Source organism: Pseudalkalibacillus sp. Hm43 (assembly GCF_054170705.1).
In genome coordinates, this window is sequence record NZ_CM135129.1 from 2,569,603 (window position 1) to 2,593,936 (window position 24,334).

24 protein-coding genes are annotated in these 24,334 nt (G+C 43.8%); 10 read left to right on the forward strand and 14 right to left on the reverse strand.

Features of this window, described 5'->3' with window-relative positions:
* Nucleotides 1–172: 172 nt before the first annotated feature.
* Nucleotides 173–1,144, forward strand: a complete 972-nt coding sequence (msrB, locus tag ACXQIQ_RS13625) for a peptide-methionine (R)-S-oxide reductase MsrB (protein ID WP_439301809.1) — start codon at nt 173–175, stop codon at nt 1,142–1,144.
* Between the two features lie 533 nt (nt 1,145–1,677).
* Here the strand turns inward: msrB and hmpA are convergent.
* Complete coding sequence (gene hmpA, locus ACXQIQ_RS13630; RefSeq protein WP_439301808.1) at nt 1,678–2,889, reverse strand: NO-inducible flavohemoprotein; 1,212 nt, start codon at nt 2,887–2,889, stop codon at nt 1,678–1,680.
* Nucleotides 2,890–3,101: 212 nt separating this feature from the next.
* On the opposite strand from hmpA, the gene ACXQIQ_RS13635 reads away from it, so the two are divergent.
* Nucleotides 3,102–3,548: an RrF2 family transcriptional regulator gene (locus tag ACXQIQ_RS13635; protein WP_439301807.1), complete on the forward strand. Its 447-nt coding sequence runs from the start codon at nt 3,102–3,104 to the stop codon at nt 3,546–3,548.
* 108 nt (nt 3,549–3,656) lie between these two features.
* Complete coding sequence (locus ACXQIQ_RS13640) at nt 3,657–5,123, forward strand: potassium/proton antiporter (RefSeq protein WP_439301806.1); 1,467 nt, start codon at nt 3,657–3,659, stop codon at nt 5,121–5,123.
* 46 nt (nt 5,124–5,169) lie between these two features.
* On the opposite strand, the gene bshB2 is transcribed toward ACXQIQ_RS13640, so the two are convergent.
* The 4 genes from bshB2 to ACXQIQ_RS13660 form a co-directional block, all read right to left on the reverse strand.
* Complete coding sequence (gene bshB2 / locus ACXQIQ_RS13645) at nt 5,170–5,835, reverse strand: bacillithiol biosynthesis deacetylase BshB2 (protein ID WP_439301805.1); 666 nt, start codon at nt 5,833–5,835, stop codon at nt 5,170–5,172.
* A gap of 24 nt (nt 5,836–5,859) precedes the next feature.
* Entirely contained in the window at nt 5,860–6,207 is a 348-nt protein-coding gene (locus ACXQIQ_RS13650; protein ID WP_439301804.1) for a YojF family protein, read from the reverse strand.
* Nucleotides 6,208–6,331: 124 nt separating this feature from the next.
* Nucleotides 6,332–6,883: a GNAT family N-acetyltransferase gene (locus ACXQIQ_RS13655; protein ID WP_439301803.1), complete on the reverse strand. Its 552-nt coding sequence runs from the start codon at nt 6,881–6,883 to the stop codon at nt 6,332–6,334.
* 24 nt (nt 6,884–6,907) lie between these two features.
* A complete protein-coding gene (locus ACXQIQ_RS13660) occupies nt 6,908–8,158 on the reverse strand; it encodes a GNAT family N-acetyltransferase (RefSeq protein ID WP_439301802.1) in 1,251 nt (416 codons plus the stop codon).
* Between the two features lie 113 nt (nt 8,159–8,271).
* Between ACXQIQ_RS13660 and ACXQIQ_RS13665 the strand changes: the two genes are divergently transcribed.
* Nucleotides 8,272–8,826, forward strand: coding sequence for a flavin reductase family protein (locus tag ACXQIQ_RS13665; RefSeq protein ID WP_439301801.1), 555 nt, complete (start codon nt 8,272–8,274; stop codon nt 8,824–8,826).
* A gap of 100 nt (nt 8,827–8,926) precedes the next feature.
* Nucleotides 8,927–9,607: a uracil-DNA glycosylase gene (locus tag ACXQIQ_RS13670; protein WP_439301800.1), complete on the forward strand. Its 681-nt coding sequence runs from the start codon at nt 8,927–8,929 to the stop codon at nt 9,605–9,607.
* A gap of 114 nt (nt 9,608–9,721) precedes the next feature.
* On the opposite strand, the gene ACXQIQ_RS13675 is transcribed toward ACXQIQ_RS13670, so the two are convergent.
* Nucleotides 9,722–10,696, reverse strand: coding sequence for a YbgA family protein (locus ACXQIQ_RS13675; protein WP_439301799.1), 975 nt, complete (start codon nt 10,694–10,696; stop codon nt 9,722–9,724).
* A 120-nt stretch (nt 10,697–10,816) separates the two neighbouring features.
* Complete coding sequence (locus tag ACXQIQ_RS13680; protein WP_439301798.1) at nt 10,817–10,939, reverse strand: YuzL family protein; 123 nt, start codon at nt 10,937–10,939, stop codon at nt 10,817–10,819.
* Nucleotides 10,940–11,058: 119 nt separating this feature from the next.
* Here ACXQIQ_RS13680 and ACXQIQ_RS13685 point away from each other — a divergent pair, with 119 nt between their 5' ends.
* Entirely contained in the window at nt 11,059–11,277 is a 219-nt protein-coding gene (locus ACXQIQ_RS13685; protein WP_439301797.1) for a DUF2188 domain-containing protein, read from the forward strand.
* Nucleotides 11,278–11,320: 43 nt separating this feature from the next.
* Here ACXQIQ_RS13685 and ACXQIQ_RS13690 read toward each other — a convergent pair whose 3' ends face one another.
* The 3 genes from ACXQIQ_RS13690 to ACXQIQ_RS13700 form a co-directional block, all read right to left on the reverse strand.
* Nucleotides 11,321–12,187, reverse strand: a complete 867-nt coding sequence (locus ACXQIQ_RS13690) for a hypothetical protein (protein WP_439301796.1) — start codon at nt 12,185–12,187, stop codon at nt 11,321–11,323.
* The gene (locus tag ACXQIQ_RS13695; protein ID WP_439301795.1) at nt 12,184–13,314 is read right to left on the reverse strand and encodes a mechanosensitive ion channel family protein; all 1,131 of its coding nucleotides are present in this window, start codon (nt 13,312–13,314) and stop codon (nt 12,184–12,186) included. Before ACXQIQ_RS13695 ends, ACXQIQ_RS13690 begins: the two co-directional genes overlap by 4 nt.
* 128 nt (nt 13,315–13,442) lie before the next feature.
* A complete protein-coding gene (locus tag ACXQIQ_RS13700) occupies nt 13,443–14,240 on the reverse strand; it encodes a class I SAM-dependent methyltransferase (protein WP_439301794.1) in 798 nt (265 codons plus the stop codon).
* Between the two features lie 109 nt (nt 14,241–14,349).
* Between ACXQIQ_RS13700 and ACXQIQ_RS13705 the strand changes: the two genes are divergently transcribed.
* The 4 genes from ACXQIQ_RS13705 (at nt 14,350) to hflC (ending at nt 19,715) form a co-directional block, all read left to right on the forward strand.
* A complete protein-coding gene (locus ACXQIQ_RS13705) occupies nt 14,350–15,189 on the forward strand; it encodes a DUF4037 domain-containing protein (protein ID WP_439301793.1) in 840 nt (279 codons plus the stop codon).
* A gap of 27 nt (nt 15,190–15,216) precedes the next feature.
* Nucleotides 15,217–17,628, forward strand: a complete 2,412-nt coding sequence (locus tag ACXQIQ_RS13710) for a penicillin acylase family protein (protein WP_439301792.1) — start codon at nt 15,217–15,219, stop codon at nt 17,626–17,628.
* A gap of 208 nt (nt 17,629–17,836) precedes the next feature.
* Nucleotides 17,837–18,796 (forward strand): FtsH protease activity modulator HflK, encoded by a 960-nt coding sequence (hflK, locus tag ACXQIQ_RS13715; RefSeq protein WP_439301791.1) that lies wholly within the window; start codon nt 17,837–17,839, stop codon nt 18,794–18,796.
* Entirely contained in the window at nt 18,786–19,715 is a 930-nt protein-coding gene (gene hflC, locus ACXQIQ_RS13720) for a protease modulator HflC (RefSeq protein ID WP_439301790.1), read from the forward strand. The genes hflK and hflC overlap by 11 nt, the downstream gene beginning before the upstream one ends.
* Nucleotides 19,716–20,132: 417 nt before the next feature.
* On the opposite strand, the gene ACXQIQ_RS13725 is transcribed toward hflC, so the two are convergent.
* From ACXQIQ_RS13725 to ACXQIQ_RS13740, 4 genes are all read right to left on the reverse strand, one after another.
* A complete protein-coding gene (locus tag ACXQIQ_RS13725; protein WP_439301789.1) occupies nt 20,133–21,062 on the reverse strand; it encodes an NAD(P)/FAD-dependent oxidoreductase in 930 nt (309 codons plus the stop codon).
* Nucleotides 21,059–21,607 (reverse strand): 5' nucleotidase, NT5C type, encoded by a 549-nt coding sequence (locus ACXQIQ_RS13730; RefSeq protein ID WP_439301788.1) that lies wholly within the window; start codon nt 21,605–21,607, stop codon nt 21,059–21,061. Before ACXQIQ_RS13730 ends, ACXQIQ_RS13725 begins: the two co-directional genes overlap by 4 nt.
* Nucleotides 21,608–21,901: 294 nt before the next feature.
* Entirely contained in the window at nt 21,902–23,053 is a 1,152-nt protein-coding gene (locus tag ACXQIQ_RS13735; protein WP_439301787.1) for a S1C family serine protease, read from the reverse strand.
* Nucleotides 23,054–23,071: 18 nt separating this feature from the next.
* Entirely contained in the window at nt 23,072–24,214 is a 1,143-nt protein-coding gene (locus ACXQIQ_RS13740; protein WP_439301786.1) for a zinc ribbon domain-containing protein, read from the reverse strand.
* Between the last annotated feature and the right edge of the window lie 120 nt (nt 24,215–24,334).

The window sequence follows — 24,334 nt, forward strand, 5'->3', positions numbered from 1 at the left end:
CCCATAAAGAAGGGTAGTCTTTTTTCGTTAGTGAAAAGTCCCCGGTACACTCAAGGCGTTTAATTTGCTAATGGAATAAAGATGACTATGATGAAAGATAAGCACTTTTTTTGAAAAACTTTTTCCAAAGAGGATATTCTAAAAGTGGAGCAGGAAAATTGGAGGGATGAAGATGGCTGAAAGCAATAAGCAATTACAGAAGGCTACTTTTGCAGGTGGCTGTTTCTGGTGTATGGTAAAACCCTTTGATGAAATGCCTGGAATCGAAGAAGTTGTATCCGGCTATATGGGTGGAACGATTGAGAACCCGACCTATGAAGAAATCGTTGCGAAGCAAGACAAGCATCGTGAAGTCGTCCAGATCACGTTCAATCCGGAGATTTTTCCATATAAAAAATTACTGGAAATCTACTGGCCGCAAATCGACCCGACAGATGCTGGCGGGCAGTTCTATGATCGCGGCGAGATTTATAAGACCGCCATCTTTTATCATAATGATGAGCAGAAGGAACTAGCAGAAGCATCCAAGCAAGAACTCGAACAGAGCGGTCGCTTTTCCAAGCCGATCGTAACTGAAATTCTGCCGGCTTCTGAATTCTATCCGGCGGAGGATCATCATCAAAAATATTATAAAAAACATCCTGGCCATTACAATGCGTATTACAAGGGATCGGGTCGTAAGGACTTCACCGAAAAGAACTGGACAATGAAAAAAGACGACAAGGAACTTCGTGAAAATCTGACTGACATCCAGTATAAGGTGACCCAAAAGAACGGAACAGAGCCTGCTTTCCAAAACGAATACTGGAACAATGAGCGGGAAGGCATCTATGTCGATATCGTTTCTGGAGAGCCGTTGTTCAGCTCGAAAGACCAGTACGATGCAGGCTGTGGATGGCCAAGTTTCACAAAGCCGATCCACGTTTCCAGAATCAAAGAAAAGAAAGATTTGAGCCACTTCATGATCCGTACTGAAGTGCGCAGTAAAGGCGGAGACTCGCATCTTGGACATGTGTTCAACGATGGACCTGGTCCGGATGGTATGAGATATTGCATCAACTCTGCCGCACTCCGTTTCATTCCGAAAGAAGACCTGGATAAGGAAGGGTATGGGGAGTACAAGGTGTTATTCGAAGACCAATAAAATAAACCCGAGATATCAAATCATTCAAGACGCAATGTGGTTTCTACACGAACCACTTGCGTTTTTTATTTGAGCAAGCATTAAAAAGGAAGCTAGAAAAATAGGGCTTAACGGACAGGAGATCCGTTATTTGTGACAAAAATGCTCAATTGGAGATGCTAACGGACATCTGATACGCTATTTGTTAAAAAGTACATTGTTTTTGATGATTTTGGACCAAATAAGGTCTCCTATGTCCGTTAAGTTTAGCAAAATGACTATTTTATAGAAATAAGGTACTCAATGTCCGTTAAATTTATGGATCAGTCATTCTTCCTTCATGATCGGGTGCATACTCGAAATTCCACATAGTTAGATTACAAAAGAATATTAGATGATCATAAACAAGGAGAACAGGCAAGATTCCGACTTTTAGAAGTATATGCTTGCATTAGGTCTCAATTCTAGTTCAATTGATGGAAAGAGAGTTTGATAGATAAAGGGGCAACCTATAAAAATTTGTGGTTTGCCCCTTTTCTAGTTTGGAAATCAGGTTATTCAACCGATACGGTCTCTAGTCCTAAATCAATGGCTGGGCCGAAAAACTCGTAGTGGATGTTTTCGGCTGGTACACCTATTCGTTGTAATGAGTTGATCACATTTTTCATGAACCCTTCTGGACCACAGATGTAGCACTCTGCGTCACTTGATACTACATTTTGTAGCCAGTCAAAGTCTACATATCCTTCTTTCGCAAAAAGTCGATGCGCACGATCATGATCTGACGGTTTTTCAAAAATGAAATGTGCTTTCATTTGATCATGCTCATTTGCCAAATTTAAAACGTGTTCACCCAACGCCTGATATTCTCCATTGATGGCAGCATGAATGTAATGAACTTCCCGATCAGGTGTGTGCGTAAGTGTTGTTGCAAGCATGCTCATGAGTGGAGTAAGGCCAACTCCTGCGCCAATCAATACAAGTGGCTTTTCGGATTTTGTATCCAGGGTGAAGTCTCCTGCAGGAGCACTTAAGAACAGGCGATCTCCTTCTTTTACGTGGTCATGCAAGTATTTAGATACCCGACCTTCTCTTTTGATAGACAGTCGGTAGTGCTCTTTTTTTATAGAGTCGGATAGACTGTATTGGCGAATGTGCGTGTGTGGATCTCCTGGAATTTCCGTCTTCACACTTACATATTGTCCTGGCAAAAATGGTGCCAACGCGTTTCCGTCAGAAGGCTTCAAATAGAACGAAGTGATGACCTTGCTTTCCACCTCTTTTTTGACCAATGTAAATTCACGATAATCTTTCCATCCGCCTACCTGATTCTCAGCTTCTTGATACATGTCGGCTTCAACCTGTATGAACACATCAGCAATGACTTGATAAGCTTTGGCCCACGCATCTAAAATCTCATCAGTTGCAGCATCTCCTAATACATCTTTAATGGCTTTAAGGAGATTTTCACCTACAACAGGATATTGCTCCGGCTTGACGCCTAAACTACGGTGTTTGTGAGCGATTTGCTTCACAGCCGGAAGGATTTCCTCCAGACGATCGATATGTACTGCAGCAGCATATACAGCATTCGCCAAAGCACCTTGTTGGCGTCCTTTTTGCTGATTGGAATGGTTGAATAGGTTCAATAGTTCTGGATGGTTCGTGAATAGCAATTCATAAAAACGTGAAGTAATAGCGGTTCCACATTCCTTTAATACAGGGACAGTCGATTTGATCGTTTGAACGGTTTTTGGATCTAACATCAAAATCAGCTCCTCTTATAAAAGATGTATTTTGAATACACCTTTATTATAGTTGAGGTTCCTGTATAAGATGTATATGAAATACATCTTTTCGCTGATTTGTCACATTCATGTTCAAAAAGCTGTCACACGTGAGTTCAAGTGCTTTTCCTGCATGGTTGGCAGTGGTACGATTAGAGCATAATAGTAACTCCTATGAAGGAGGGATTCCTTTGCGAATGACCCAGTACAGTGATTTTTCTTTAAGAGTGTTGATGTACTTGGCGACCCAGGTGGATGGCCGGCTCGTCCAAATTAAAGAAATCGCTGATACCTATAAAATTTCCAAAAATCATTTGATGAAAGTGACGCACGAGCTCAGTAAGCTTGGTTACATTAAAACGGTGCGAGGAAGAAATGGTGGCATCACACTTGGTAAGAATCCAGATGAGATCAATATCGGTACATTGATCCGAAGGACAGAAGAGGACTTTTATCTCGTAGAATGCTTCGATGCTGCGAATAACACCTGCATCATAAGCCCGGCGTGTAAATTGAAAGGTGTATTGAACAAAGCATTGAAAGCTTATTTCGACGTATTGGACCAATATACGTTAGCCGATCTGACCCAGAATACAGATCAATTGCAATCACTCTTTTCAATCGAACAAGAAAATTAATACGCATTTACCCGATGATTCCATTGGTATCATTGGGTTTTTTAGTTGTAAGATTTGTTTTGGAGGTTCGTAATTTCATATAATGGAAGTAGACGAGGGAGGACGGAAATGGAATTCAGTGTAGATGGTACGATTTTGCTTGTTTCAATTTTATTGATTATTGGCGTCATAACCGCCAAGTTCTCTGCAAGATTAGGGTTGCCTTCATTAGTTCTGTTTATCATGGTCGGTATGATACTGAACGAGTACATATATTATGATAATGCATTGCTTACCCAACTGATCGGTACCTTTGCGTTGATTGTCATTCTGTTTGAGGGTGGTCTTAAAACGCAATGGCATGATATCAAAAAGGTCTACAAACCGTCTTTATCTTTGGCCACAATCGGTGTGCTCATCACGACGATGGTTACTGGTATAGCAGCAAAATACATATTGGATGTCAGTTGGTTAGAAGGATTTCTTTTCGGTGCGATTGTCGGCTCTACAGATGCCGCAGCGATTTTTGCAGCGCTAGGGAATAAGAACATCAAAAGAAAACTGACATCGACTTTAGAAGCCGAATCCGGTACGAATGATCCAATGGCGATTTTCTTGACGGTCACGATTTTACAGTTAATCCAGATCGACAATGTGAATCCGGCTACGTTCCTGTTGGACTTTTTCTGGCAAATGGGTGTAGGACTCCTTATCGGATTACTTTTTGGAAGAGTGGCAGTATGGGTCATCAATCAAATCAACCTGGATTCATCAGGCTTATATCCAGTCTTATCGATCGCTTTAGCCATCTTCACCTTCGGAATTGCTAGTCTCATAAGCGCGAGTGGTTTTCTTGCCGTATATGTGATGGCGGTATTCCTAGGGAACCGCGATTTGACCTATCGACATTCTATTGTTCGGTTCAATGAGGGGTTCGCATGGATGATGCAAATAACCATGTTCATCTTACTAGGTCTGCTGGTATTCCCGAATCAATTACTGGATGTCGTCTGGCAAGGGATCGCTCTATCTTTCATCCTGATGCTCGTTGCTCGTCCAATCGGGGTTTTCATTAGTCTGATCGCGACCAAATTCGACGTAAGAGAGAAGCTCTTCATCTCGTGGGCTGGGTTGAAAGGAGCGGTACCCATCGTACTGGCCACCTATCCGATGGTCGCAGGATTGGAAGACAGCGGATTACTCTTTAATGTCGTCTTTTTCGTTGTCTTCACTTCAGCATTGATTCAAGGGGCAACGATCTCACCGTTAGGCAAGTACTTTAAATTTTTGCACGGTGCTAGAGCAGAAGTACCACATAGTCTGGAACTCATTTCGATTGGTAAGACCCAGAATGAAATGATGGAGATCCGAGTGGAGAAAGAATCTGCTGTCATAGGAAACAAAATCAAAGATCTTCCCCTTCCAGATCATACTTTGATTTCGGCGGTCATACGGAAGGACGCTCTCATTACTCCGATGGGGGATACCGTTTTATGTGGGGGGGATACGTTGTATATCCTTGTTCATAAAAAACAACGCAGTATGGTAAAAAAGCTTATGCTTGAACATGCTAAGAAGCCTGCTGAGTCAGAATAACGTAAAAAAATGGCTGGACTCCTATGAGTCAGCCATTTTTTTGTGATCACTTATCGAATGAATACGTCCAGAATCGCTCAAACTTGATCCAGTTCATCAGTTCCTCTTCGTTTGCTTGAAGGCGCTTCTTCATCCCAGCCATCAAGCCTGCTGTTTGGCTCTTATGGGCTTCCAATGTGTTCAGCTTCCGGTCGATAAAATCTGAAACATCGCGGATGACATCGGGCTTCCCGAGGTCCTCCTCACAATTATGGGAAAACGCGACACACTCGACTTTCGGTCGTTTCGCTTCCTGCAATCGGCTCACAGCTTTGATGACTGCTGCGCCACATGCGTCATGGTCTGGATGTACGCTGTATCCTGGATAGAATGTGATGATCAACGATGGATTCAGCTCTTCAATGGCATCGTTGACCATATCAGCGAGCATTTCAGGATCTTCGAACTCAATCGTCTTGTCTCGAAGCCCCATCATTCGCAAATCATTCAAGCCCATGACTTTGCTGGCATTCAATAGTTCTTGTTTACGAATTTCAGGCAAGGTTTCCCTCGTTGCGAAAGGAGGGTTGCCCATGTTACGTCCCATCTCTCCGAGGGTCAAACACATATATGTGACAGGCGTTCCGCTATCAATGTATTTTGAAATCGATCCCGAGACCCCGAACGCTTCATCATCAGGGTGAGGGAAGACCACTAATACTTGCTTCTCCATGTTATCGCTCCTTTCCGCTTTTCTTTATTCAAACGGTGTTTCGCTGATTTGCAGTGCGACGGCTAGTTTTCCGTCTTGATCATGACCCGCCATCAACAGTCGGTTTTTCGCATCCAGCTCCCAATGGGTGATCCCCTCAGCATAGATCCATCCAAGGTCCATCTTCAACCCGACCCGGTACGGTCCTTCACCAGTGATTTTCCCACGTGTGTATTTAATTTTACCGTTTCGGATATATGCACCTGCAGAGAACACTTGCTCATTGAAATGAGAAGCGTACGCTCCGTTTGTCGTTTCCAGGTGGATGTAGACGTCTTTATCGACGAAACGTTCTATGATAGGTTGTACTTTCGAAATATCGATCAGATCCAAAACAGAATCCCTCCTACATAACAACTAGTATTCACTATTGTACTAAAAATAGGACAATGATGTTTGTACAGACGCTCATAAAAGAAAAAGAAACGTCAAAAAATGACGTTTCCCATCGTGATCCTTATGCTTGCTTTGTCCATTCGTGGCTTAATATCCCGTACATGAGCATGTCGTAGCGTTCGCCGTCCCGTTGAAGGAATTCTCTTTGGGCGCCTTCGTGTTGAAATCCTAACCGCTCGTATAGTTTGATCGCTCGCTTGTTGTAGCTGAAGACGGTCAATTGAACGCGATGGAGGTTCAGTTCGTTGAAGGCGAAATTCAACACAAGCTCCATCGTTTCGTATCCTAAGCCTTGGTCCCACAAGTCCCGTTCGCCGATGCCGATCGCTAGCCAGGCATTGCGATGCGGCCAGAGGATATCATCCAAGTCCACCCAGCCGATGACGCGGTCATCCTGTCGCATGCGGACGGCGAATAAGTATGATTTCTGTTCTCGGGGTTTAAGCTCGACCCAGTCTTTGAAGTCCCTTTTCAATAATGGAAAAGAAGGGGACGCATCCATACAACGCATATATTCATCATCGTGGTACCATGCTGAAACCTTCTCCAAATCTTCTTCTGTAAATCGACCTAAATAGACCCGTTCACCTTGTCTGATCGTTTTTGCTAACATATAAATCCCTCAAATCGTAAAATCTTAGAAGCGGTTGAAACAAACCGGTTTCTGATGTGTGTAAAATAATTGCGTTACCTTTGCGACGTAGGCTGGATCTGATATTTTCGCTTTTCCATACGTGTATAAGGCATGGAAAGGGAGCACGCCCATGAGCATGGACGAGAAATCGGCTATATCGAGCTCGATTGCGACATCCGTCTTTGTCTCCTTCTGGATGGTCATTTTACCGTCTTCAAAATGGACATAAAAGCGCTTATCGTTTTCCGGCAGGAACGTGTCGGAAACCTTAATTTCCAACGCCAATTCCACACCGTTAAAATGATGCCCCTTTACCGAATCCATGAACTTTTCCGTATCGAGGACGCGATACATGAGTCCGACACCTTGTGTATTGCTCTCATGGAAAGCATGCGGAATCAGATGCCCAGAGCCGTTGCTCGGATCGGTGAGCAGGTGGTGGAAATGTTCGTCTTGTGTATCGAAATAGATGGAGCGGATCTGATCCTGCTGGCTATGGAAAAACGTAAGCATCTCAGAGAGAACTTCACTGTCCTCATACATGAACTCATGAATGAGGATGTCGTTTTGCAAGAAGCTGTCCCTCGTTTCGGATTTGAATGAAAAACCTGCGTAACCTTTGATTTCTCCATTGTCTATGTATCCGATCGTGTAATTGCCTGGCTGTTTCATCGGTTTCTCAAAATCCTTCTCAGAACGAATCATGAGTCCATGCGTTTGAACAGCCATTTTATTGTAGAACGTTACAAGATCACCGATTTGCCCAAGCGATATGTAGGCGATATGCGACTTTGATGGACCTTTCGGGAGATGCTGTGGCTGTACTCGATAGCGGTCTTTCTTCGTACCGTATCCATACCCCATCTTTTTATAAAAATCCGGTCTGAACGGATAGAGGGCCGTCATGTAAACGCCTCTCTCCAGATAATGCTGATGGAAATATTCGAGCATCGTCTTGGCGACCCGTTCTTTTTTATGTAATAGATCGACGGCCACCATACCGATCCCGCCTACCGGTACTTTCTGCCCATAAAACATCATCTCGAAATCATGGAACAGCATGCCGCCGACAAGTTTCCCCGATTGATAGGCACCGTAAAGGGCTTTTGTCGTATCGTTCTCTTGTATATCAATGAAACGGTCGGTCATCTTCTGTATATCGTCATCCGATACGACCTTCATTCCTGGATAAGACCGGCTGACGATTTCGATGAATGAATTGATATCTTCTGTAGGTATACGTTTAATCTCCATATGGAACCCCCTTTGAGCTATGACCCAACGATTTTCATTATAGCAAACTTATGACAAAACATTCCGATTCGTGTGATAATTAAAAAACAGAAAGATGGAAAGGGGTTAGTGGAATGAGGAAACCGACAGATCAAATGGTCATGCACAGTTATCCAGGCATGGTCGCAATCGTGACCGTTTCATATAACGGAGAAGACAATGTCATGGCAGCAGGGTGGCATTCTTATATCTCCTATGATCCTGCCATTTACGGTGTGGCAATCGGAAGGGAGCGACATACCCATCAACTTGTCAAAAATGCGGGATCATTCGCGATCAATTTCCTGCCATACGAGAAAGCGGAATTCATCCAACAATCAGGGTCATACTCTGGAAGCGATACGGATAAGTTTGAGCTGGGAGGCATTTCTTTCGACAGAGGGATTACGACGGACGCGCCGATTTTACATGATGCGTATGTGGCGTATGAGTGCAAGACGATCGACGTCAATTCGTATGGAGATCATGACTGGTTCGTCGCGGATATCACGAAATTTTATCGTGATGATACCTTGTTCAATGAAAAAGGGTTGCCGGACTTTGAAAAATTGGAAATCCCGCTCTACTTGGGACGATCCAGGTATTTGCGAGCGGATGCGACAAGTGTGATCCGAAAGTATATGGTATAACGGTGTAGAATATTGTCGGGGAAATAATACGGGCATCGAATGGGATAATTTCGTGTGATATACTACCCGTAAAACAACGTTAAAAACAGGTGATTGAACGATGGAAATCCTACAAAATGATTGGTCTGTACTTCTAAGAGAGGAGTTCGAAAAGGACTATTATCATAAACTGAGAGAGCAATTGAAAGTGGAATATGGTACCCATACCGTTTTTCCAGATATGTATGATATCTTCAATGCGCTTCACTATACATCTTACGAGGATGCGAAGGTCGTGCTCATCGGACAGGACCCTTATCACGGACCAGGACAAGCGCATGGGTTAAGCTTTTCAGTTCAACCAGGTGTACGACAGCCACCGTCTCTGAAAAATATCTTCAAGGAGCTTCAAGCTGACCTTGGACATGATATCCCGAACCATGGATCGTTACTTCATTGGGCCAAACAAGGTGTCTTGCTGCTGAACACAGTGCTCACCGTACGGAAAAAGGAACCCAATTCCCACAAAGGCTTAGGCTGGGAGCAGTTTACGAATTCCGTGATCCAGACATTGAATGAAAGGGAAAAACCAGTCGTATTTTTGTTGTGGGGGAGACATGCTCAAGCGAAAGAAGAGCTCATCACGAATGGTCATCACTTGATTCTGAAATCACCTCACCCAAGTCCTTTTTCAGCGAACAAAGGATTCTTCGGCAGTCGACCTTTTTCAAAAATCAATATGTTCCTCCGAGAGAATGGGATGGAGGAAATCGATTGGCGTATACCGGATCTGGATCGATAGGTGAATGAGTCTCTTGGAAATGCCGAATGAATTTCAAAGAATCAACTAAAAGTGAAAGCTGTCCTTAGGGGCAGCTTTTTGTCTTGCAAAAAGACCAAGCCTGAGGCTCGGTCTTCATGCATAACTTCTTCCTTTTCCTGAGTCGGCCATCTCGACCAGATCTTCCGGGTAAGGTTCGAAAAACGATTGTTGCAGAAGGTATTCGTTGTCAAAGCGATATACCCATGACTTCAAAATGCTTAAAAGGTTGCTGAGCGGTATTTTCCGGTCCTTATAGCGTTCTAACAAGTGCAGAAAATGGTCCCGTTCATTTTTACTCAACTCCTCTGAAAAATAGCCCATGATGTGCTGGCATACATTGATGTTGGACGTGTATCGGGCAGCTTTTTGGAACATCGCATGAAGCTCTTGTTCATATTCCGCAAATACTTCGTCAATGGAATCATACTGCTTATGGTTTGCAATGATTCTTCCCATCTTTTTCATACGTGTTTGGTTATAGGCCATGAACAAATATTTGTTCTGTGATTGAAATTGGATCAATTTTTGTATCGACGGATCTCCCTTTAGAATACGAAAGGAAGTCAATGTGTACAACTTTGTGAGGAAGTGTTCCCTGATTGTAAAGTTAGACAATCGGCCTTCTTCTTCAATGGCAAGGTTTCCATACTCATTTAACACGTTTCCTCCAAAGAGGCCAGTACCTTTTTCTTTGACGGGTGCTTTCTCTACTCCCGTGTAAATTCGCACATCACGTGTTCCACAGCTAGGGGAGCGGTTTTTCAGGATGAAGCCGTCCACATCTGGCAAGGAATCAAAAAACGCTCGGCTGAACGTATTCATGTCTTCTGTCAGATCTTGTTTTGTAGAGGGTTGAATCATTCGTACTTCATTTTCCTGAGAAACGAGCCTGACCGTCTCTCTAGGGGTTCCGAGACCGATTTCTACTTCAGGACAGATCGGTATGAATTCTACATATGGCATTAAACGGCGTACGGTCATGTCCTTCAACACATCTCCGTTATAACGGCAGGCCTCGAACTCCAAGCACTTGCTGACGACGACTCTTGGTTTAGGAAAAGATCGCATATATACCTCCAACAACTCGAAAATGATGATAGTGATGTTTACCCTTTACTATGTAAGGTTACTCGTTGTTTTGAACAAAAGGGTAACGCTGTGCCTGACACGTGGTTACCCTTCTCACATTTACTTCTTCTTTTTCTTTCTAGTCGAATCGAGCGGTGTTCCTATTTCGATGCCGGTACCTTGACCTTCCGGCTGGGAGGATGGCAATCCTGATGTAGTCGCATTCTTCTTCTTTTTCTTCAATTCGTTCACCTCCGTACTGTTACTTTGACCTGAAATAAGGCAATTCAACCGAAAAATAGGTGTAAATATTTACAAGCAGGGTATATAACTATCACAGAAAAATGAAGGAGGAATGGAAAATGGAAGCTAAGATCTACCATGTCGTACCGAACGAAGACAACAATAAGTGGGATATCAAAATCGAGGGCAGAGACCATTCAGAAAAGACCTTCGATACGAAGGATGCCGCAACGGACGAAGCAAGGAAAATGGCAGATGAAGCGCGTCCGAGCCAAGTCGTCCTACACCGCGAAAATGGAGAAGTCGAAGATGTCAGCAAATATTCCATAAATGGATGACAAACATAACGAAAGCCGCCGGAATTCCGGCGGCTTTTCATGTTCAATCGACTTTTTTCATCATCATGATGTCTTCTGTGACTTTTTGAAAACCTAGGTTTGTAAGATGTTTAGTAGTTGGAGCAGCCGCTTCATAAATGCTGATTGAGCCGGCGTTGCGTTCATAGAGCTCATTGATGATGGTTGAAATGACACCTTCGAATAGATGTGAATCTCCTTCAGCCAAAGAAGAAGCAATCACTTCAGCATACCCTGTGTCTTTTCGGTGGGTGACACCGAAGCAACCGATTACGTCGGCCTCTTTTACACATAAAACGGTAAAATCAAAATCCACCGAAGCATAATATGTCCGGTAAAACGATAGGTCTTGCTCGGTTGTTCCAGGTAATTTCTGTGCAGTACACACGAAGGTATCGATATCGAACCCTGACTCGATTTTCAGCTCGATTCCCTTCGTCACTGGCACAGGAACTTTAGAAATATCCCTTCCGAAAATCGGAGAGCGGCCAGTCACCTCGAATCCTTTGCTTTTGAAGAATTCGATCTGCGTCGTCCATTGTGATCGGAAACGCTGAGCGAACATATTCGCTCCGTACTCCGGACTGATGGCATAGTGGTAGATTCTCTCGAACATCTCTTCCTGTAGAGCGCCTTCATATCCTTCCAATACCCAGGGGTAGCCTAAAGATACGAAACTTCCTTCGCCTGTAAAACCCATATGTCCAACCAGCTTGTCTCCGTCGAAAGCAAAACAGCGGGTTTCAGGGTCAAACTCATTCTGTTGGCGAAACTTCTTCGGTGACAGCGTCGGCTTCCACGCATAGGGAAGGTCAGAGGTCACTTTTCTCCAGAAATCATACTGAAGGTCCATATCGCTTTCGTTTTCGTATCGGCGGATCGTCAATTTCATTCTTTTGCCTCCGGTTTACCATTCGTGTCATTTTCTTCTGTTTCTAGAGAAAAATCCTCTTTCTCTACATAGATGCTTCTGCTTGGGAATGCGACGGATACACCTTCACGATCAAGGATTTCCATGATGCGCAGATTGATATCTTCCTTGACATCCAAGTAATTGACCCAAGCCGTCGTTTTCGTGAAGAAGTAAATCATGATATCCAGACTGCTATCGTTGTATTTATCAAAGCGAACTTCAATCAGTTCCGGATGGACCTCTTGATGTTCCTTCAGCATGTCTTTAATCTTTTTCACACACGTTTCAAGCTTCTCTTTCGGAGTCGTATAGGTGACACCAAGATTGAAGTAGACACGGCGCTTACGCATACGCGTCCAGTTCGTGATTGGGTCGTTCGCGATATTAGCGTTTGGAACAGTTACCAATGCATCGGCAAACGTTCGGACCTGCGTACTGCGGAAGTTGATGTCTTCAACCACCCCTTCTACAGATGGCGTCTGAATCCAATCACCGATTGAAAACGGCCGCTCGATGATGATGACGATACCGCCGAACAGATTCCCGAGTGCTTCTTTTGCAGCGAAAGCGAACGCCAAACCGCCGATACCAAGGCCGGCTACAAATCCGTTGACGTCATAGCCCCACTCTTGTGCAAGGACACTGATGCTGATTGCGACGATGACGAATTTCAGGACTCTTGATACGAACGGAATTAGAATCTGATCTACCTGTAGATCCAGTCGATGATGGAATCTATGGAACAGGACTGATGATGAGGAGGATAAATTAACAAGCCCCCAAGAGATCATCAGGATGACAGATGAACGGAAAAGTCTGAGTGGTAGTTGGACAAATCGCTCACTTATTTCTAAAGATTCGTAAGCCAGATATAACCCGAGGAAAATGAAGAACACATTCAACGGACGTTCAAAGGCGAGCAAAATTTTATGTAAAACTTGTGTTGAGGTCTTATCAGTTAGGTTCGTAATTAATCTGAAGATATATTTGGTGAACAGCTTTCGAAACACAGCAATGCCAATGAAAATAGCAAGTGCAATTCCGATATCGATCCAAAAGTTCAGATCGGTCAAATAATCGATGGTTGTATAATACCAATCCAGCATGACGGCACTCCTTCACAATATTTTCTCTTACTAAATCTATCAAAAAAAGAGTAAAGGGTAAAATTTGGTTCGTATTCATATATGTTCTAATCATGTCCGTCTATACTGGGGGTATACCATCCGCTTCCTTATTTCGAGGACTTGAAGTATCCAGTTTCTTTTGTAATGAAGACAGGACCTACTTGTTGAATCTTCAGGGCAATAAAATCTTCAAACGATTTCCCGTTGTCCGTTTGTAACTCTATTGCAGCCTCACTCATGGTTGAAAGCACATATTCAACGAGTGGACGAGCTTCTGTAACTTTCAAGTGACAGTCATATAGAGAGCGGGAAACTTCAGAGAATATCTCCTGGAGCTGACTTTGGCCATTCTGTAGTCCGAATGCTTGATGGAATTTCGACGTGTCATAGCGTAAGGATGGGTTGAAATCTTTCAAGATTTGGCTCAGTTCTACCAAGTGATTTTCACCAACAGTCGACGTATAACAGGTCCCACCTTGTTTCAAAACTCGACGTAATTCCATCAACCCCTTTTTACGGTTGTGATCTGATAGGTGATAAAGCATATGGTTCGCCATGACGATATCAAATTCCTCAGCATGAAATGGAAGAGAACATAGATCACCGACGTAAAATTCAGCCGAAACGCCTGCTGCCTCCAAATTATTTTTCGCTTCCTCAATCATCCCTGCAGACTGGTCCATCAAGAACAGTTTTAACGATTTTGGCAGTTTCTTTGCATTCTCTGCCCAAAACCATCCCGTTCCACAACCAACATCCAGGATGGTATCTGTATCTGAAAATCTCATTTGATTGAAATACCATTCTGACCAGCTGACTGGGTTGGTACCATACATTTCATGTAATTGAATACGCGCGTTCAATGGTTTACTCGTTCGATATTGATGATGCAGTGTATGTTTCATCCTTCTCGCTCCTTTTTCAATATTCTTTACATTTTAACAAAAAGTTGAATTATTTTTCGAAATATTTTGATATACTTGAGTTGTATTTCCATGAAATAGGAGAATGAAAATGAACTTACAACAAGAAGCACGACAAATGGCAGATTACTACATAAACAATCCGAAATTAGAGGTTTTATTTCTTGGTGGGTCGGTCTCGAGAGGGTGGGAAGACCGATATTCCGACATAGAACTGTTTTTACTATGGAAGGAACCTCCGACAGATGAAGAGCGGCAAAGTCCGATCCGAAAAGCAGGAGGAGAAATCCTGTCCTTTTATCCATACGAGGACTTGGAATGGTCCGAAACCTATCTCGTCAATGGTACGAAGTTTGAAATCAGCAGTTTTTTGACAAAGACGGTCGAGCAATTCATACAGGATATGAAAAACGGCGACCTCTCATTGGAAAAGCAGTGCTTGATTGGGGCTGTCGCAGACGGGAAACCCTTTATAGGCGAAACACGTTTCCAAGAGATTTATGATCGGGTTTTTCCATATCCTGAACGTTTGAAAAAAGGTTTGATTGAACAGGCGTTTGAATTCGGCGGGCCCTGGCAGAGCAGAGAAGCGCTCATTGATCGGGGTGATGTGCTCTTATTTCAAAAGACACTAGCGGATATCGGAATGAAACTGATGCTTTCTTTGCAAGCCTTGAATCATCAATATATCCATCATCCTGGCATGAAGTGGCTGAAAGAAACGAGCGACCGAATGAAATGGAAACCGGATCGTTTCTATGAAAGGATGACAACTGTTTTTTACGCGGATAACCCAACAGAAAGAATAAGGGTTTTAGAGCAATTGATTTATGAGACCGGGCAACTTGTTCAGAAACATAATCCTGGACTGGATCTCACAGCTCACATGCAACAGGCACAAGCGAACCGGCCGGGTGTCAAGCCGAGTTAACGGAATGGCTTTGAAAGGGGAGGCAGAATGGAAAAGGTCATCGAGAGAGAATATGAAAAAGAGTATAGGACCAGTCGGGGGACGAAGCTCAAAAAAGGATTGACCATCGGTTTCACTATCATTCTCATACTTGCATTGATTGTCACATCAATCGCGATCTATGTCCTTCAGAGAAGTCTCCCAGATATCAGAGGAGAAAGAGCATTAGCTGGACTTACGGGTCCTGTATCGGTCTATCGGGATCAGGCGGGGACTCCCCATATCGAGGCTGGCAGCTTGAAAGATCTTTATATGGCACAAGGTTTCGTTACTGCCCAGGATCGTCTCTTTCAAATGGACTTGAGCAGACGTCTAGCTTCAGGAAGATTAAGTGAAGTTGTAGGCGATGGAACGGTTGACCGTGATCGCTTTTTCCGGACACTTGGTTTAAGAAGAGCGGCTGAAGCCTCTTATGATCAATACTCCACCGATGCTCAAAAAATCCTCCAGTGGTATGCCGATGGGGTGAATGCATACATAAAAGAAGCGAAAGAGAAAAACATACTCCCGCCGGAGTTTACAATTCTGGATTATGAACCGGAAAAATGGACGCCGACCGACTCTTTGACAATCGGCAAATACATGGCTTTCGACTTAGGGGGTCATTGGGAAGGACAAGCTTTCAGACAGTACTTATTACAGACTTTTCCGGAAGAGAAAGCGTTGGAACTTTTCCCGTCCTATCCTAAAGACGGGCCGGTCATCATATCAGAAGCGAAGTCACATCCCGTTGATTTCGAAAAATCTTTTGCGGGTGCCGTTATCCCGGATCCGTTCAATGGGAGTAACAACTGGGTCGTTGCTGGTCAGAAAACAGAAAGTGGGGTTCCTCTTCTAGCGAACGATCCACATCTCGGACTTGGAACACCGTCAATTTGGTACGAAACACATCTGAAGGCGGATGAGATGAATGTCAGCGGGGTCATATTCGCTGGCATCCCAGGAATCATCGTCGGACACAATGAAAAGATCGCTTGGGGAGTTACGAATGTTGGACCGGATGTGCAGGATCTTTATATCGAAAAAAGACATCCGGAGAACGCAGAACTCTTCTTATATAACGAAGAATGGGAAAAGGCTGAAGTCATTGATGAACCGATCAAAGTAAAAGATGGCGAAACCGTCGATCATCAAGTGACGATTACAAGACATGGTCCGATCGTTTCTGAATTTGCTCGATACGACGAAAAGGATACAGCCCTGGCTATGAGGTGGACCGCCCTGGACCCATCCACCGAGCTTGAGGCGGTGATCCGTATGAACCAGGCAGATGATTGGGACACGTTTAAGGAAGCCTTGACGTACTTCCATACTCCGGCACAAAACTTTGTGTTCGCTTCTGTTGATGGTGATATCGCTTACCGTGCGAACGGTTTGATTCCGATTCGTAAGAAAGGGGACAGCCTGCTTCCTGTGCCAGGTTGGACAGACGAATATGAATGGGAGGGCTATATTCCATGGGAGGACCTTCCGACGGTCGTAAACCCTTCTAAAGGATTCATCGCTACGGCCAATAACAAGATTGTTGATGACGATTACCCTTATCACATTACGCATATATGGGCACAACCGTACCGGCAACAACGGATTGTAGATACATTGTCGAGAATCGGCCAGCTGACGACGAAATCGATGAAAGATTTGCAGATGGATCAGTACAACCTCCAAGCTGCTGAAATGGTTCCGATCCTTTTACCGAAAATCTCAAGAACGGACCTGAATGAGATTGAAAATGATGGGTATGAACTGCTCGCTAAATGGAGTTATGAGGACCGGATAGATCTAGGGGGACCGTTGTTATTCCATTTATGGATGTCTGCCATGAGTGACGTATTGTTTGAAGATCAAATCGATAAGAAAATGATGAAGTTCTTTGATGGACGGGCACAAGCAGTAGATGAGCTGATCCGAAATGCCGATCGAGGCGAAATAGGGATATGGATGAGGGATGCAGGAGGATTGAAAGCAGCCGCTACGGAATCTTTTAAACGAGCTGTAAAAGAGGCTGTCGCCCTGCAAGGAGATGAAACGAAAAACTGGCGATGGGGGCAGTATCATTCCTTGTTGTTTGAACACCCTCTTGGCTCCATCGAACCCTTGAACCTATTGTTCAACCCGGATGAAGTGGAAGTTGGAGGAAGCCGCGTCACAGTTATGGCGGCCGGCTGGGATCAAAAGACCGGCAAAGTGAATCATGGAGCAGCATGGCGTACCGTTGTCGATCTTTCAGATATTCAACGCTCACAAAACATTGTCGGTCCTGGTCAATCAGGACATGTTTTAAGTACGTGGTATGATGATCAAGTGTTGGATTGGGCGAATGGGACCTATCATACGACTAGCATCGAAAAAGAAGACTATGCTGACGGCGACCAACTAAGGTTGGTACCGGCAGAGTGATATGATAGACTGAATATGGTTCTTAAGTCATGTTCGATTTGAACTACCGCAGAAATTCTGTGGTAGTTTTTTTATTCCGGAATGAGTGAATTTCTATAAATTTGAAAAGAAATTCAACATCGCAATAGATATAAAAACTTTCATGAAACCATATGGTCTTATGAACGTATAAATTGATAAGTGAGTTTTTAAAGGGGGTTGTAACAACATGAATCGTACAATGAAACTAATCATCTTCATCCCGCTCGGGTTGTTGATTGCTGCGGCATTAGTCACGAGTGTGTATACAGTGGACGAATCCGAACAAGCCGTCATTGAGACATTCGGTCAGGTGGAAGAGGGGATCATTCCTTCTGGCTTACACTTCAAATTACCGTGGCCGATCCAACAAGTGCGGAAGTTTTCAAAAGAGACATTCAGTTTGCAATTCGGCTATGAAGAAGTCGATGGTGAAGTGACGAAGGAATACCCAGAGGATACGAAAATGATTACAGGGGATGAAAATATCGTCTTAGCGGATATGGTCGTCCAATGGAAAATCACAGATCCGAAAAGGTATCTTTATGCCACAAATGATCCGAAGCAGATCCTTTATAATGCGACATCTGCTTCACTAAGGGGAATTATCGGGACATCAACCATTGATGAATCTTTGACATCCGGAAAGGCAGAAATTGAAGCGGAAGTCCGTGATCTTCTGGTCAAACTGATTGAAGACTATGACATTGGTGTTTCAATCTTAGCGGTCAAGCTTCAAGATGTGGATCTGCCGAACAAAGAAGTTCGCCGAGCATTCACAAAAGTAACGGATGCCCGCGAAACGATGAATACGAAAATCAACGAGGCGAAGAAGTATTCCAATAAGCAAAGGGAAGAAGCAGAAGGGGAAAAGGATGCCATCATCTCCAGAGCGGAAGGAGATAAAGCCGCTCGTGTCGAGAAAGCAAGAGGGGATGTCGCGACATTCAACGCTCTTTACTCTGAATATACGAAACAACCGGATATTACAAGAGAACGTCTTGTACTGGAAACACTTGATCAAGTTCTTGCCGAAGCTGAAATTTATATCATGAATGATGAAGGCGGGACATTGAAATACTTACCGATCCGACCTGCTGAGACGAAGCCGGCTGCGGCACCAGAGGGGGAGAAGAACAATGAGCGATAACATATATGATATCAATGAACAGAAGCGATCGTTCAACTGGAAAAGACACAAGAAGCCGATCATCTTCGGAGTGATCATACTTCTCCTATTAAGTTTCATCATCAGTAACCTGTTTATCGTAAAAGAAAATGAATACCGCGCGGTCCGTCAGTTTGGAGAGGTCGTCAAAATCATTGATGAGCCTGGTTTGAACTACAAGCTACCGTTCATCCAAACGGTGTCGACTTTACCGAAATATCAAATGATGTATGATGTGTCAAAAGCGGAAATCAATACGAAAGATAAAAAGCGGATGATCATCGACAATTATGCGGTATGGCGTATCGAGGATCCGAAAAAGATGATCACCAACTTGCGTACGACGGAAAATGCAGAAGCTAAAATGGCCGAATTCATCTTCTCCATTGTCCGTTCGGAGCTTGGTAAGTTGGATTACGATGAAATCATCAATGACGAGAACTCATCGAGGGGTAGTCTGAACGAGCGTGTAACGGAGAAAGTAAATAACTTACTGGAGCGTGATCAATTCGGTATCATTGTAAAGGATGTCCGTATGAAGCGGACCGACTTACCTGATGAGAACGAAGAATCCGTCTTCACACGTATGATTTCAGAACGTGAAACGAAGGCGCAACAATACTTATCTCAGGGTGATGCAGAAAAGAACCGGATCATCGCCAATACGGATAAAGAAGTGAAACAACTATTAGCGAAAGCAGAAGCGGACGCTGAAAAGATCCGTGCTGAAGGGGAAAAAGATGCAGCGTTGATCTATAACGAATCCTTTAGTAAAGACGCAGGATTCTACTCGTTGTATCGAACGCTGAATTCTTATAAGAAAACGATTGATGACGAGACAGTCATCATCTTGCCGAAAGACTCTCCATACGCCCGATTGTTGATGGGATACTTGGATTAATAAAACGATGAAAAAGACTGCCAGCACATCCTATAGTGGACTGCTGACAGTCTTTTTTTAAGTCCCCAAGGACTTTTATAAACATCGTAGAATTACCATCCATGCTCAGAAGGTTGATTTCGCACGAGATTCACGACACTCCTCGAAAATGAAATTCGCATTTTCTTCGTGCGATGGAATGCTGTCGAAGTTTTTCTTGTCCTGCGGGAATAGCGAGCCAGGCGAGAACCCGCAGCGAACACGATCGAGTGTTCTAAGGAACTTCGACTAAGTACCATCACGTCCTGTGATGAACGTCGAAGTCAGTACATCCTGTACAAGTCCGTCCTGTGGTGAACGTCGAAGCCAGCACATCCTGTGGAAGTGAGGCTCGCGGTTCGCCCGCGGAAAGGGAGTGAATTTCGAAGAAATCATATGTTATGAAAGCCGTAAAGAAAGGTGTTTCGCTGCAACCATGCCTTGAGCGGTCGCTGATGAAATGCTTGAAAACATCGGATGCGTACATACATCACCAATCGCATAGATCGAAGCATCACTCGTCTGTTGGCAGCTGTTGACGACTACATAATTCTCCTCATCAAGATGGACATAATCTTTTACGTAACGAGTGTTAGGTTGGACACCGATTCGGATAAAAACACCTTCTACGTCTAGATGATCCGTTTTTTGTGTCAGCCGGTTATATAGGTCAACCCCATTGATCCCGTTTTCTCCATGATGGATCTGCTTCACGACAGTATCCTCCATGACCCTGATACGGGTGTGATTTAAAGCGGGTTTGGTGAACTCATCTCTTGCGCGGAACTGTTTAGATCGGTGGACAAGATACACTTCAGCTCCGCTTTCTGCAAGCAGAAGAGCTCCTTCAAATGCGCGATCTCCTCCGCCTACGATGACGACCTTACGCCCTTGGAAGCGGTGGCGATCTTTTGTCGCCGAGTAGATTTCTCCCCGATCAATCATCTCCTGCTCACCTGGAATGTCCAGACGACGGACGGAAGTACCTGTTGCAAAGATCAAATATTGATATTCGACCTGCATTTTTTCTCCGTTAGAATGTAAGTGGACCGTTTTTTGATCATGGTCGAATGACTCGATCGACATCTTGACATGGGCTGTACAATCGAGTTCTTCCAAATGGTGTTCAAACTGTTTTTGAATTGCTTTTCCATTTTCAAATATGCCACCAAGGTAATCGACAATTTGATTATGGATGTCATTCAACTGTCCACCGAGGTAATCAGCTTCTTCAATTAACATATAATCCAACCCGAGTCTTTGGCACCATACAGATGCTGACATTCCGGCAGGACCACCACCGATTATGAGAATATCCTTTTTGATCAAGTGCGTTCACCCATTTCGAATTTTTCGATTAACGTTTCAAATTCAATCCAGCTTCCTACTCGATCCACATCGACATTACGATTGTATGGATAATCCATTGCCACAGCTTTTCTTCCGGTTTCAGAAAAGGCAATGAGATTATGGGGTGCATCATCAAAAAGCAAATCCCCGACGACCATTTCTTTTCGGTGAGTGAAAACCAAGTTTCGTGCACCGATGAACGGTAGATGTTTCTCCACCCATTTTTCTTTTTCCGTATAGGCGTAAGTCCGACTGCTTGTGACAATCAGAATCTCGTATGTTCGAGAAAGACGTTCGAGGACTGCAATGGCGTTCGGAAAAGGTTCTAGGTTCAAAAAGAGGCCTGGCTGATCCAAATATTCATAGATCTTTTTCCCGCATGCTTCTTTAACGTATTTTTCACTTTGCCAGCACTTGAGGTCTTCCACACTCAAGTTGTCATCATAATCTTCGTTATATCTTCGATGCCATTCCGTCATTAGATCCACGATGACGGAATCCATATCTATGAGTAGCGTTTTCATCCTAAAATCCCCTTTTGCATTCGACACTTGTTAACAAGATTATAACAAGAGGTTGTTGAAAAACAAAAAGCCGTGAATCTCGCTCAAAGAGAGCTTTTGGATGGGTGAAAAAAAGGAAAGCGGTGAAGTCACCTACCCAAAGAGAGCTTTTGGATAGGTGAAAAGAAGGAAAGCGGTGAAGTCACCCACTCAAAGAGAGCTTTTGAATGGGTGAAAAGATGAAAATCGTTGAAGTCACCCACTCAAAGTGGGTTTTTGCATATGCGCAAAGATGAAATGGACCTTTAGCAGTCGTTATTCAACTTTAGTCGCTTTTCCATTGAGGATCTTCAGTAAATTGTTTTCAAAGCTTACAGTGTAAGTGCATTTATAGACGAACGTTTTGGTCTCGCGATTTTTCTGTCGTTCCAACGCATCAATGATGATCGTGACTTTCATCGCTTCTTCCTCTTCCATATGTTCCGCTTTGATCTGGTTGATCGTAATATCCACCGTATGAATATAGCCGTTTCGAAACTTCTCATATGATGTGTTCTTCTGCCATTCACTTCCGAGCAGAGAGTATGCAGTCACGTAGTCTCCCATCGCAAGACTTTCATAGAAGTATCCGACAATATATTTACTATCTTCTGCATCAAGTTCTTTCGTTATCGAGTTGTCATCCTCGTTTTGAGGTGGCGGTGTCACGTTTGATGGATTTTCCGACCAGGAAGACAATTGTTCAAACACATCTTTCATCGGAATACTGAAGCCGATGGAACCTTCTTCTGTTCCGGCTGAATTGATGGCAACCACTTCACCCGTTCTCTGATCGATCAACGGACCACCACTGTTCCCTTGTGTGATGGGAGCGGATATTTGATAAACATTCGAGTATGTATAATTTTCTAATGTGAAATCTCGATTCAAACCGCTTATGATTCCTGTCGTGACAGAGTTTTGCAATCCTAGAGGGCTTCCAAGCGCAATCACTTCGTCCCCGATTTCTGCCAGATGATCATGAAGGACAGGAAGCGGATCGTTTCCTTCCAATTTTGGAACTCTTACGAGCGCAATGTCTGTTGATTTACCGATTCCGATCAGTTGCCCTTCATATTGCTGCGCATCTGCTGTCCGAATGGTGATTTTCTTCGCTCCAGCAACGACATGTGCATTTGTGACGACATCACCTTGATCATTGTATAGAAAGCCGGACCCGACGCTATTGCCAGAATCACTTTCAACATCCAGTTGGACGACGCTTTTCTGACTCTCATGGATGATGGTTTTCAGATCTTTCTCAAGATGAACGTCCGACTTTTCCTTTGCTTCTTTCAGACTGCCGATGGTAGAGGTCGCGTTCACTTGAAAATGGTTGAAATGATTGTAAAGGAGATACCCTCCTACGATACCCGTGATGAGTATGAGGGAGGTGGTGATGGTTGATATCCAAGTTCGAGTGTTCATTGATGACCTCCCCTTCATTCAATTGACATGCCAATCTGCTTCATTGAATTTTACATTCAGTTCTTCGTTGACCAGATAATGCGTGTATTCAAAAGTTCCAGTTTCATCAGGGTATAAGATATCTGGATACACGAATACTTCATTCTTATCAAAGATTTTCCCGTCCTGATCCGTGAGCGTATAGGAAATCCGGATTGAGCCGATCGGCACGGTTGCCTGACTTTTAATAGTACCGGTTACGATGATATCCCCGAGATGATTCATCTTGGCTTCAATGGAATTGAGCTTGATCGCATTGTTCAAGTTATGTTCCTTTTCTTCAGCTGCGGCGACAATCGCTTGTTCAATCCGCTTTTGCTCTGCTTGTTCGAAAGCGACTTGCTCGTTATGGATCGTCGTCTTCAAACTGAGCAGCTTTTTGCTCTTCGGTTCATGGTAGAGACCCTTTTTAACAGAGGCAAGAGCTGCAGAGAATTGATTGTCGGTCAGAAAATCATTCGCCTGCACATAGGCGATTTCAGCAATTCTCTTTCGAATTTCTTCCGCGATTTGTTCCGCTTCAGGTGATTGGATTGCGTCTGCTTTCGTTAAAAGGGGTTCCAGCTCATCCAGGGTTGATTTGCCTTCCATATCATATTGCAGGTGGGCGATATTCAGTGCATTCTCATTTGAGGTGATTTTCTGATCGAGTGCAGATGCAACTTTTCCTGTATAGCTCCTTAGCGTGCTTTCTGCTTTTTGGATCTGTTCCGAAGCTTTGTCGAAGGCTTTCTCTTCAATATGTTTCTCGGATATGTTCAACCGTTCTTGTATGTGAAGGGCATCTTCTATCAATCTCATGTTCTCTGTGGCGGCTTTAAAATCGGACCGGTGATCCAGAGCCGTCTGGAATGCTTGTTTCGCTTTTTTATAGTCGCCGTCCAGTGCAGCCTTTTCACCATTATCGAAGGCTTGGATAGCCGCTTCGGTCTTCCTATGCTCACTATAAAAATAGCCTGCTAGACTGGTAGTCACGAGGATGAAAGCGAGGAGAGGAGCAAGCCACTGCCAACGTTTCATTTTCTTAGTAGTTTCATCAACTGTAGGCAACCGTTTGGATCCGCATGCTAGACAATATGTATCTCCTATTTGGAGTTGTTTTCCACAATTCGAACAATACATCGAAATCCCACACCCTTAAAAGCAATTACTTCTTCTATTCTGTCATAATTTAGGACGCTTTGGAACTCCTAAATGCACCAATTTTAAGCAAAATAAGTTGACGGATGAACACGTATAATT